The 9,541-nt window shown below is 63.3% G+C and carries 22 protein-coding genes; 7 read left to right on the top strand and 15 right to left on the bottom strand.

All coding sequences use genetic code 11. From position 1 onward, the window contains the following. Positions 1-6 precede the first annotated feature (6 nt). Genes K307_RS38895 through K307_RS50505 form a run of 14 tightly spaced genes read right to left on the bottom strand, consistent with a single transcriptional unit; the run spans position 7 to position 4,371 of the window. Positions 7-567: a hypothetical protein gene (locus tag K307_RS38895; RefSeq protein WP_042886386.1), complete on the bottom strand. Its 561-nt coding sequence runs from the start codon at positions 565-567 to the stop codon at positions 7-9. Further along, positions 564-1,094: a hypothetical protein gene (locus tag K307_RS38890; protein ID WP_042886385.1), complete on the bottom strand. Its 531-nt coding sequence runs from the start codon at positions 1,092-1,094 to the stop codon at positions 564-566. The genes K307_RS38895 and K307_RS38890 overlap by 4 nt, the downstream gene beginning before the upstream one ends. Next, a complete protein-coding gene (locus tag K307_RS38885; protein WP_042886384.1) occupies positions 1,091-1,744 on the bottom strand; it encodes a hypothetical protein in 654 nt (217 codons plus the stop codon). Before K307_RS38885 ends, K307_RS38890 begins: the two co-directional genes overlap by 4 nt. Beyond that, positions 1,741-2,040 carry a hypothetical protein gene (locus K307_RS50135; RefSeq protein ID WP_230626339.1) on the bottom strand — a complete coding sequence of 100 codons (300 nt, stop codon included), beginning with the start codon at positions 2,038-2,040 and terminating at the stop codon, positions 1,741-1,743. The genes K307_RS38885 and K307_RS50135 overlap by 4 nt, the downstream gene beginning before the upstream one ends. Then, positions 2,037-2,282, bottom strand: coding sequence for a hypothetical protein (locus tag K307_RS38875; protein ID WP_042886383.1), 246 nt, complete (start codon positions 2,280-2,282; stop codon positions 2,037-2,039). The genes K307_RS50135 and K307_RS38875 overlap by 4 nt, the downstream gene beginning before the upstream one ends. Then, on the bottom strand, positions 2,279-2,515 hold the full coding sequence (locus tag K307_RS38870; RefSeq protein ID WP_042886382.1) for a hypothetical protein: 237 nt from the start codon (positions 2,513-2,515) through the stop codon (positions 2,279-2,281). Before K307_RS38870 ends, K307_RS38875 begins: the two co-directional genes overlap by 4 nt. Further along, complete coding sequence (locus K307_RS38865) at positions 2,512-2,859, bottom strand: hypothetical protein (protein ID WP_042886381.1); 348 nt, start codon at positions 2,857-2,859, stop codon at positions 2,512-2,514. The genes K307_RS38870 and K307_RS38865 overlap by 4 nt, the downstream gene beginning before the upstream one ends. Continuing rightward, complete coding sequence (locus K307_RS50515) at positions 2,856-2,987, bottom strand: hypothetical protein (protein ID WP_268989247.1); 132 nt, start codon at positions 2,985-2,987, stop codon at positions 2,856-2,858. Before K307_RS50515 ends, K307_RS38865 begins: the two co-directional genes overlap by 4 nt. Then, entirely contained in the window at positions 2,987-3,112 is a 126-nt protein-coding gene (locus tag K307_RS50510) for a hypothetical protein (RefSeq protein WP_268989246.1), read from the bottom strand. Before K307_RS50510 ends, K307_RS50515 begins: the two co-directional genes overlap by 1 nt. Then, entirely contained in the window at positions 3,109-3,498 is a 390-nt protein-coding gene (locus tag K307_RS38860; protein WP_196251650.1) for a hypothetical protein, read from the bottom strand. The genes K307_RS50510 and K307_RS38860 overlap by 4 nt, the downstream gene beginning before the upstream one ends. Next, positions 3,495-3,728, bottom strand: a complete 234-nt coding sequence (locus tag K307_RS38855; protein WP_042886380.1) for a hypothetical protein — start codon at positions 3,726-3,728, stop codon at positions 3,495-3,497. Before K307_RS38855 ends, K307_RS38860 begins: the two co-directional genes overlap by 4 nt. Further along, on the bottom strand, positions 3,725-4,072 hold the full coding sequence (locus K307_RS38850) for a hypothetical protein (protein ID WP_042886379.1): 348 nt from the start codon (positions 4,070-4,072) through the stop codon (positions 3,725-3,727). Before K307_RS38850 ends, K307_RS38855 begins: the two co-directional genes overlap by 4 nt. Positions 4,073-4,085: 13 nt before the next feature. Beyond that, positions 4,086-4,229 (bottom strand): hypothetical protein, encoded by a 144-nt coding sequence (locus K307_RS48335; protein WP_155301364.1) that lies wholly within the window; start codon positions 4,227-4,229, stop codon positions 4,086-4,088. Between the two features lie 10 nt (positions 4,230-4,239). Continuing rightward, entirely contained in the window at positions 4,240-4,371 is a 132-nt protein-coding gene (locus tag K307_RS50505; RefSeq protein WP_268989245.1) for a hypothetical protein, read from the bottom strand. Positions 4,372-4,688: 317 nt separating this feature from the next. Here K307_RS50505 and K307_RS38845 point away from each other — a divergent pair, with 317 nt between their 5' ends. Beyond that, positions 4,689-5,699, top strand: coding sequence for a phosphatase PAP2 family protein (locus K307_RS38845; protein ID WP_042886378.1), 1,011 nt, complete (start codon positions 4,689-4,691; stop codon positions 5,697-5,699). Positions 5,700-6,001: 302 nt separating this feature from the next. Here the strand turns inward: K307_RS38845 and K307_RS44735 are convergent, their stop codons facing one another. Beyond that, a complete protein-coding gene (locus K307_RS44735; protein ID WP_051975390.1) occupies positions 6,002-6,544 on the bottom strand; it encodes a hypothetical protein in 543 nt (180 codons plus the stop codon). A 117-nt stretch (positions 6,545-6,661) separates the two neighbouring features. Here K307_RS44735 and K307_RS38830 point away from each other — a divergent pair, with 117 nt between their 5' ends. The 6 genes from K307_RS38830 (at position 6,662) to K307_RS38810 (ending at position 9,534) form a co-directional block, all read left to right on the top strand. Further along, positions 6,662-6,910, top strand: coding sequence for a hypothetical protein (locus tag K307_RS38830; RefSeq protein ID WP_042886376.1), 249 nt, complete (start codon positions 6,662-6,664; stop codon positions 6,908-6,910). A gap of 131 nt (positions 6,911-7,041) precedes the next feature. Continuing rightward, complete coding sequence (locus K307_RS38825; protein ID WP_042886375.1) at positions 7,042-7,287, top strand: hypothetical protein; 246 nt, start codon at positions 7,042-7,044, stop codon at positions 7,285-7,287. 82 nt (positions 7,288-7,369) lie between these two features. Continuing rightward, the gene (locus K307_RS48330; protein ID WP_155301363.1) at positions 7,370-7,561 is read left to right on the top strand and encodes a hypothetical protein; all 192 of its coding nucleotides are present in this window, start codon (positions 7,370-7,372) and stop codon (positions 7,559-7,561) included. Positions 7,562-7,571: 10 nt separating this feature from the next. Further along, positions 7,572-8,726 (top strand): hypothetical protein, encoded by a 1,155-nt coding sequence (locus K307_RS44730; protein ID WP_051975389.1) that lies wholly within the window; start codon positions 7,572-7,574, stop codon positions 8,724-8,726. Continuing rightward, the gene (locus K307_RS38815; RefSeq protein WP_042886374.1) at positions 8,723-9,256 is read left to right on the top strand and encodes a hypothetical protein; all 534 of its coding nucleotides are present in this window, start codon (positions 8,723-8,725) and stop codon (positions 9,254-9,256) included. The genes K307_RS44730 and K307_RS38815 overlap by 4 nt, the downstream gene beginning before the upstream one ends. Then, positions 9,253-9,534 (top strand): hypothetical protein, encoded by a 282-nt coding sequence (locus K307_RS38810; protein ID WP_042886373.1) that lies wholly within the window; start codon positions 9,253-9,255, stop codon positions 9,532-9,534. Before K307_RS38815 ends, K307_RS38810 begins: the two co-directional genes overlap by 4 nt. Positions 9,535-9,541: the final 7 nt, after the last annotated feature.

Genomic DNA, 9,541 nt, shown 5'->3' with positions numbered 1-9,541 from the left:
GGGTTGTCAGAACCAGGCCGCAGCGGGGTCACGGCGGATCAGCTTGCCGGTCTTTTCCGCATAGCGCAGACGTCGGGTTTGCTCATCTCGAAGGCAGAATTCCGGGTCCTTTCGCATGCGTCGGTTGTAGTCGCGGTTGACCTCGCGCTTGCTTTTGCGGGTGGGAGGCGGCGCATCCGGGCCGCTACCGAGCCTCCAGAGCCGGGGCGCCGGCGCGCGTGTCACCACGGGGCCATAGCCAGCTACGCGGACCGCGGTGCCGTGCCTGAGGGTCAGGTTCTTAAGTACCGCGCGCGGCGTGACCTTCAGACGCCTAGCGAGTTCGTCGGCGCTGAGCATGCGGCCCTTCGCCAACTCAAGCTTGATTCCCTCCCAGACGGGGTAGTACTTCGGTCGCCGCACATTCCCGCGCGCCGGCAGCCCGATATCGATGGCGTGCTTCTGGACCGCTGCTGGCGAGCGGCCGGGGAACTCGCGTGCAATGTCCTTGACAGGGGCGTCTGTCTGCCAGTGCTGGCGCAGCAGCGCGTCATCCGCCTCGGTCCATGCCTTCCAGGTCCTTTTCATTGGGCACCTCCCTTGCGGCCGGCGGCGTCGCGGCCTTTAGGCGCATTGATCCACCACTTGGCAGGCTTGCCTGCCGGGCCATAGTCGAAAGGGGTGAAGACTTGGCCGAGTTGCCCCTTCGAGCGAAGGAAGCCCCAGGGTTTGACGTCCCTGGCCGGCACAATGAACAGCGACCAGACCTCGGCAGGCGTGCAGAAGTCGAACACATCGGTGCTCTCGTTCTCCGGGGACAGGATCACGCGGTGGAAGCTGTCGCCGGTCAGGAAGTTGAACCAGCGCACCGGGCGCGGCTCGCCATATTGGCGCGTGGCCTCGTAGTACCAGCCAAGCAGGATCAGCGACAGGGCCCAGCGCCAGGGGTGGTCATGCAGGCCCCGGTCCGGATCCGAGCCGACGAAACGGTGCAGATACACACGGATCCCGAACACGGCGCAGACGAAATAGCGCTCGAGGTAGGGCCGATTGCCATCCGAAATGATCTTGACGGGCCGGCGGGCGGAGTAGGCGAGCAGGAGTCGGCGGATCATGCTGCCACCTCCGCCTGGGGGGCGAGTTTGGCGGCGTCGTACTGGCGGATAGCCCAGGCGATCGCGTACAGGTTCCAGATGAAGTGGAACGTGTACTCCTTGCAGTGCCACTCCCAGCAGTCCTCGAAGAGGCGAGGATGGTCCTCGTCACGGAATGCCATGAGCGAATCGAAGGCGGGAGTCGCATCACCTTCGTCGGCCGTTTCCAGCACGTCTTCGCGGAGCGCTTCCCACATCTCGCGTCGCTTCGCGTGGTCCACCTCACGGTCGCTGCAGTAAGCGCGGAACCGCTCCACCACGCGACGCTTGAAGATTTCCGCGCTGAAGCGTTCGGCGCTTCCACGTCCGTACCCGTCGCAGTCCACGGCCTGCAGCTTCTCGGCCCAGTAGCCCTTGTTGATGTAGATCTTCTTTGGGTCGCCGCGGTCGTCGGTGCGGAAGAATTGGAACATGTCCTGCAGACGCGAGAACACGTAAGTGCCCATGTCGCCCTTGATGCAGAGCGTGCCCGGCCACGTCAGGATCTCGAACCAGTAAGGGCTGTTACCCGGCTCACGGAACATCAGGTGCCGGTGCGCGCCGACGTCATGGATCACCGTCATCTGGTGCTGGGCCACGTCGCGCTCGAAGTGCTGCTGAGTGCAGGTCATGCGAAGTGCCTCCCGTGCAGTTCGTCGAGTTTGTCGACCTGGGCGCCGGTGAGTCCGGTGACCTGGCCGGAGGCGGCCTCAGCGGCAAGCTTTCGGACGAAGTCCTGCTCCCACTCGCTCAGGTCGCGAGTGCCAAGCAGACCCTCCAGTCGCTTGATCATGGTGGTGGTGCTGACCAGTTTCATTGCGATCCCCCCGTCAGTGATGCGCTTGATGAATCGGTAGTTGGTGTAGGCGCCCAGCGCCATCAAAGCCATGGCAGCGGGCAGGAAAAAGGCGGCGGCTTGCCAGGTCACTTGGCATCCCCAACCGGGTGACCCAGACATCCCGACTTCGGGTCGAAGTTGTCGCACTTGCCGAAGGGAATGAAGAGGTTTCCCTTTGCGAGCTCGTCGAGGAGGTGGTACTTCGCTTCGTCGGGCGTCATCGTGCGGCCGTCGTCATGTTTGAACATGCCGCGGTACCGGCTCTTTGGCGCATTGGCAAGGAAGCCTTTGACGTCCAGGCAAAGATGGATGCTTTGTGCGCCCATGGTCATTCCCCTTTCATGGAAGCGGCGAACTGCTCGCGCACGATCACCAGGCGGGCCAGCGCATCCTGAGCCGCCGCGGAGTAGAAGTTCTCGCACTGCAGGACGCCGTCGATGGCGGTGACAACTTCCTGCGCCGACGGCAGCCCGGGCGGGATGGCGGCCTTGCCGACGCGGCTGACGCGTTCGGCGAAGGCCTTGTTGTTCTCCGCGGTGCGCACGCGGAAGCCGGGGATGCTCATGCCCGCACCTCGCCCTCTTTGGAGGTCAGAATGGTGACCAGGCAAGTAAGCCTCGGATGGGTGAGGCGGTTGTGTACATAGCGGTCGGATGGATCCGCGGCCTTGAGGCTGAAGCCGCTACGCAGCATCCAGGCGAGAACAGCCTCATCCCTGGCGCCGCAGGTCAACAAGATCGAGTCCCCTTGTGCATAGATGCGCTCGGGCTGGATCTCCAACCCGGCGTAGTGTGCGGACGCCAAGATCTCTCCCAGCGCATCAATGTCTGGCGCTTGGGCGCTGATCTGTTCGCGCTCGGCCGCGACCTTGGCGTCGAAGATTTCGAGAAGACGTTCGGAGAGTTTCATGCCGCTTTCACCTGGACGTTTCGGGCTCCGCACAGCAAGCCGCGGTTGATGGCAGCGTCATGGGCGTCCCACCAACTGGCGAACAGGCCCGTATAGACGCACTGATGGTTGATGAAGATGCGAAACATCACGACTGCCTCCAGATCGGGGTAACACTGGGCGCCTCCGGGTTGAGGGCCGCATAGAGGCCAGTCAGGCCGATAACGCCGGCAGCCATCGCGAACCAGAAGAGCAAGGCGCGGACGATCTTCATTGCCGCTCCCTCGCAGCGAGCATCGCGTCGGCCCACGCGGCGGGCCACTGGACATAGCGCTGTTTGTCGCGTTCAGCGTTCCAGGCGTCTTGCGCCTTCGCGTGGACGTTGATGAAGCAGTCGCCGCACGCGCGCTCGGCGTCGATCGCGTTGGCGTAGGTGGTCGTGCGCTCCTCGTCCATAAACACGGTGGACGGGCACTCCGTCGGCATCACCGGCTGGAACCACGGCTGCGGCTCGGCTGGCGCGTGCGCGATGAAGTAGTCGCGCAGGGTCATTCCGGTGTTGTCGGCATACATCGTGGGAGACATTCCGCCTGCCACGTAGTCTGGGGCGAGTGAGCTATACGGGAACGCCGGGCCACCATCCTTAATCTGGTCGTTCATGCCACACCTCCTGCGCGCTTGATGACAGCCTCGCGCTCATGGGCGCGGGTAATACCCTCCCCGTCGACGCCGTCGCGCGCATTGCGCTCGGCGAGCACTGCCTTCTGGCTGACGGAGAGAATCCCGAGCGTGTTCCGAATGATCCGGTGGGCTGCCTGCAGCTCGCGGAGCAGTTCCTCCTGTTGGTTGGCCGCAATGGCCTGGCGGACGGCGGCTTGATCGGCGTTCATGCCACACCTCGTGCCATCAAGACGTCTTGCTGAACCTGACGGCTGACAGCCAGCAGGGAGGCCTCACGGGTGCGGCAGATCAAGGGTTGCTCCGCGGCGTCCGCGAGGACGTACTTGACGTTGGCGCCGACCAGCACCTGCCCGATCGCGTCGAGCATGTCTGTCAGCAAGGAGCCGACCCGAACTGCATAGGCGGCATCGGATTCGCCGGCGCGGCGGCGGGTGTTCCGCACGATGAAGAGCTTGCTGAGGTGGCGGATGGCGTCATCGCCTTCGCAGAAGGATTCGACATTGCCGAGCGCGATCTGCGCGGCGATGTCTGCCCGGGCCTGTTGGTGGTTCATGGCCGGGGGCTCCTCAGTGCACGGAAATGTCGGTGCAGCCGTCGTTCTCCGCGCGGACGGCGAAGATGAGGGCGTCGGTCAGCTTGTCGAAGCGGGTGACGCAGCGGCAGCCGAGCAGCGTGTAGACAACGGCGTAGGCGGGCAGGGTGGTGGGCATGGCCGGCTCCTTACTTAGTGACGGAAAGGGTGGCGGTCAGGACGTGCTGCAGTTCCGCCATGGTCGGCAGGAGCACCAGGGCGACGGCACCAACCACGAGGATCGCGGTGATGCAGGTGAGAAGGAGGGTGCTGGGTCGCATGGAGTTCTCCCGGATGTGGTGCGCTGTTGGGAGAACTTTAGTCAAGCACTAAAGTAAATGCAATAGTAATTTGCTAAATATTTAGTGTGCTTGCGCGCGGAAGCGGCGGACGTCAGCCGGACGGGGCGGGTGAAGGGGGTAGATCGTTTGGCCTATATGACGCTTACCGTCCACGGTCTACGCTTGCCCAGCAAAGACGGGCCAGGGGGAGCCCGCGGGCGGGTCAGCCTAGCAGACCGGCCTCCGTCCGCTCAGGCGGGCTGCCTGCGAAAACAAACAGCCAAGGGGGCACTATGAGAAATTTCGCTCGCGCAATAATGCCGCTCGTCATGGTGGGGATGATGCTGTCAGTCGCATCCCACCTTATTGCCGGCGCGCTATCTATAGGGCTGCTGACCCTGCATCACATCGTCGCGGCGGCCGTCTACACATTTTGCTTTCTGCTCCTGCTGTCACTGCTGGTCGTTATCGAATCGGTCTTGCTGGTGCGCAAGTACATCGACAAGGACAGTGGCCATGTAGATCTGGCGGCGCTATGGCGGGCGGTCGTGAAGCCTTCCAGCATCGTGGTCGGCAGTGTCGTGGTGTACCTCGTCGTTCTGGCCATCAGCGGGAATGCGAACTTGGTCGAGGTGTACCGCACCACGTCGACAGTCTGGTACGACAAGGCCCTGTGGGACTTGGAGGAACCCCTGTTTCGGCTCGTCATCGCCTCCAATGCCTTGCCCGTGGCCTTTTGGGAGGCCATTTATTACATGATGTGGGTGTTCGTTCTATTGGTTGTCGCTGCGCTGGTCAAAACCGAAAAGGTGAGCAGCTACATGGAGCTCGCCATTGCGATCGTCCTGGCTTTCTATGCCACCACGATTATTGCGATGGTGTTTCCGGTCGCAGGCCCCGAGTACTATCACCCGGAGTTGTTCGGGTACCTCGATGGCTCCCTGAGCAGGGAGCTACAGGAATATCTCGGGCGGCACCAGGCGGGTGAGGTTCGACAGAACGGCTTGCTCTACGGAACTATGGCCACGCCCAGCCTTCATGTCGCGCTTACCGCGATGGCAACCTGGCTTGTGGCTCGTCACTGGCCGAAGGCGCTTTGGGCTGCAATTCCCTGGACGATCCTCATTTGGATATCGACCGTTGTGCTGGCTTGGCACTACGCCGTCGACGGCCTTGCTGGCATCGCTATGGGCTGGGTTTGCATTGCGCTGGCGGAGCGGATTGTCCGGCTATCGCAGGGGAGGTGGTCAGCTGGCGAGATTCGTGGGCCGCAGCTGGAGCACGCGCCTGCTGCCGCTCGCGACCAGATGTTCGAACAGCAGCTCTAGAACCCGGGAAGGAGGGCACGGTCGCACGGCCCGTAAGGACATTCCCTATACCCCTTGTGTGGGTGCTGCGAAATCGCAACAGGTCCGCCGCTGGTGACTGCTAGAGGCGCTCAATGGCTTGCTGCTCGGCCAACGTGCCCAGCAATCCGGCCGCCCCGGCCGCTTCCAAGGGGTTTGCCTTGAAATTGCCTGTCAGAACGAATTCGTATCCCCGGTGTACTGTCCTCGCCACAAACGCAAGGCCACAGAGTTCCCCCGCTGTGGCTTTGCGCAACAACTCCTGCGCGATTTCGACAGCCTCCCTATCCACCACCAGATTTGTGACGTGTGCCTGCACGGTTGACCCCACCTTCGAGCGTGCTCTTTAGCCTTTGTCTTTGTTTTGAGACATTCTCGGCATAAGTGCGTGAGGCAACGGTATCACGTTCCGTGGCGTTTTCGGCAGGTGCTGAATTAAGCTTTTCTGAATCCAGATCTGCGAGCGCCTTAATTTGGGCAATGGCGACGCGCTTTGCGCCTTCGGAGAGAGCCCGGAGGAGGGCAAAGGCTTCGAGTAGATCGTCCTCCGTGATCGCGCGGCGAACAGGCGCCGGTGGTACATCCACCCGGGCCGCTGTCTCCCGGTCCTCTAGCGTCCCAATCTGATCCATCCAGCCGCGCGGCTTTCCATAGGCGCGTTCGATCCTGCGGGCCAGGTCGTCCCCGACGTTGGCCTTCGTCGTCTCGCTCAGCACCTGGCTGATGTATGCAGGGGACGATTCGGAAAGCTTAGCCAGCTTGGCCTTGGAGCCTCTCTCCCTCGTCAGTTCGCGCAAATGCGCCCTGCGGATCTCGTGGATGTCCATGGCGGCATTCCAACATGCTTTAGTGCTCAGCGAAATGCGTGGATCACTAAAGATCCCTTGCCTGATATTTAGTAATGAACTAAAGTTACGGTGACCGGGTTCACATAGAGGCACGAAATGACCCTCGCCGAATACATGAAAACGCTGTCGCCTGAGCAGAAGGAAAGCTACGCGCAGCGATGCGGAACCACCGTGGCATATCTCTTCCAGCTCTCCGGCGGCCACTCGAAGGCAAGCGGGCCCCTGGCGCGCAATCTGGCGGCGCAGAGCGGCGGGCTCGTTCGGCTCGAAGCCCTGCGCCCCGACATCTTCGGCGAATTGAAGGCCGCATCCGCCAGCGCGGTCCGAGCCGCATCACCTGCGTAAAGACTGAAGCGACCACCGACACGAGTGGTCGCGGGCATGACTGCCAAGAAAGGCGGCATGCCTGGGTTTGACAAGAGCCTGCGGAATCGATCAGCGGGCAACGGGTTTGGTTCACCAACGGGGATTTCGGGATGACAGACCGGGACGACGGCATGGCGCGCAGCGGACGTAGCAACCTCTTCGGAAAGATGGCGGCCGAGATTCCCAAGGTGAAGGTGCCTTGGGAAACCCGCGAGGCTTTGGAAGCCAGGGCATGCGAAGTGGGCATGTCGCTCTCCGAATTCGTGCGTGAGCTGCTGATGATCAGCGCTCATGGCGAGGAAGTTATGAAGAGCATATACGCCGACCGCATCGGCGTCGTGGCGAGAAAGGGGTGAGAAAGGGGTGTGAATGGGGTGCTCTCGCACCCCCGCAGTTCACGCCATGCACTCACGGCCAGGCATTGGGAAGGGAGACGCAGTGATTCACGAACTTACACCCCGGGCGCACGTGCGTTCGGCCGGCGCCGAGGCTTTCCGCCGCGGCAAGCAGGCCGACGAGAACCCGCACATGCCCGGCACCGATGCGCACCTGGAATGGCTGTCCGGCTTCAAGGGTGAGCAGTACCGCCCCGCGGAATCGGCGCTCCCACGCGCCGGCCGGCGTCGCTGAGGTTGCAGACATGGCCCGCATCCGCAGCATCAAGCCCGAGTTCTGGACCTCCGAGCAGGTAATGGAGCTGTCGCGCGACGCGCGCCTGCTGTTCATTGGCCTGTGGACGTTCTGCGACGACGGCGGCAACCATCCTGCCAGTGCGAAGACCATCAAGGCGGAGGTGTTCCCTGGCGATGATGACGCCACGGCGGAGCGGGTTATGCAGTGGATTGACGAGCTGATTGAGGTCCAGCTGGTGAGAGAGTATGAGGTCGACGGCAAGGAATTCTGGCACGTCACCGGCTGGCATCTACACCAGCGGATCGATCAGCCGACGCTGCGTCACCCGACGAGTGGTGACACCGGTGACACCGGTGACGCGGGTGACACAGGTGACGCGCGTCACCCGCGTCACCAAAAAAGGCTCGGCGGAAAGCAACGCCAACTGCTCTTGAAGAAATTGCGCGAGCGAGACGGTGACGCGTGTCACCTTTGCGGTGACGCATCGAGTCTGACGATCATCCGAGTCACCTCGGAATCCACGGAAAACTCGCAAGAAATCGCGGGTTTCCGGCTGATTTGCCCCTCCTGCAAGCGAAAACTTCGGAGCGGTGACGCGGTGGTGACGCAAGGTGACTCGATGGTGACGCGCGGGTGTCTCGATGGTGACTCACCCCCGGAGTCGAGTCGAGTCGAGTCGAGAGGAGTCGATCTAAAACCCTCAGTATCGTCAAACGTTAACGTAGAACCCGCGCGCGAAGCCCTGGACGACAACGTCCCGACGACGGCGATTGAATGGGCAAGATTCTTTTCCAACGAGCACGGCATCGAGATCGACACGTACTCGATCCAAGGCCGCTCCAAGCTCTGGCCGCTGGCTAGCGGTTGGATCGACGCCAAGGTCTCGATCGGCCAAATGCGCGCCGCGATCACGAAGGCCAAGGCCGACGCCACCGAGCCGATCATGAACCTGCCGGCCTACGTCGACCGCGTGCTGCAGAACGAGCAGCTCGCCAAGGTCACGAAGCCGAAGCCGGTGCCGCTGCACTCGATGACGGATGTGCAGCTCAACGAAGCGGCCCATAGCGTTGGCTTGGAGCTTCGGCCGGGCTGGTCCCGCCCCGAATGCATTTCCCGCATTCAGACCGCGCAAGCAGCCAAGCAGGGGAGGGCTGTCGCATGACGCTCCACCGCACGCCGCCGAATGCACCGGACACCCCGGCCCAGCGCCCGGGCCAGTGCGTGGCCTACGGCTGCCCGATGTGGGCAGAGGTCAAGACCGGCCCGGACTGGACCTGCTGCTGCCATGCCTTCGCGCCGGCGAGCGCCTGGCAGGACATCACACAGCGCCTGAACCAGCGCCGGCAGCTGCTGCGGACCATCCACCGCGCGCTGCACGTGAACCCGGCGGAATGGAAGCCGGACGTGGCGGCGGGATACATGGGCAAGATTGGCCGGCCGGATCTCGCGCCGGCGCGCATCACGCTGACGCACCTGGCGCGCGACCGGTTCACCGGTCAGACCGTCGAGGTCCAGATCGAGCGTGACGAACGTGACCATCCGCAGCTGTGGGTCGCCCGGCTGCTCAGGACGCTGGTCCGGGAATGCGCGGAAGGCGCGCCCGAGCCGGCAAAGCCTGTGGCCACCGCGGCGGTTCCGATGCCGACGGCGGTCCGCGACCTCATTCCCAACTTTGGAGGGGACGGGAGATGAAAGTGATTCGCCACCTGATCGCGCGCCTGCTGCGCCAGTCGGCCATGCCTGCAACACCCGCCACAGTGGCCAGTCCGGCGCCGTCGCGCATGGCGCGCGCCTGGGCGGTTGCCTCGGTACCGCGCCGTGCCCGGCCGGCCGCCGCGGCGCCGGCGGCAGACGAGGGCGTGTCACCGATGCACGCCGCAATGCTCCTGTCCCTGCTCAGCGCGGAAGGGGATTCGGCGGACGCCGGTTCGTTCGGCTCCGGCTGGGATATCCCGGCCAGCTTCGAGTGAGGCTGCC

The sequence above is a fragment of the Cupriavidus necator A5-1 genome, from assembly GCF_000744095.1.
In the GTDB taxonomy this organism is placed as follows: domain Bacteria; phylum Pseudomonadota; class Gammaproteobacteria; order Burkholderiales; family Burkholderiaceae; genus Cupriavidus; species Cupriavidus necator_A.
Note: the sequence above shows the minus strand (reverse complement) of the source record. Positions and strands in the feature narration are given on the sequence as shown.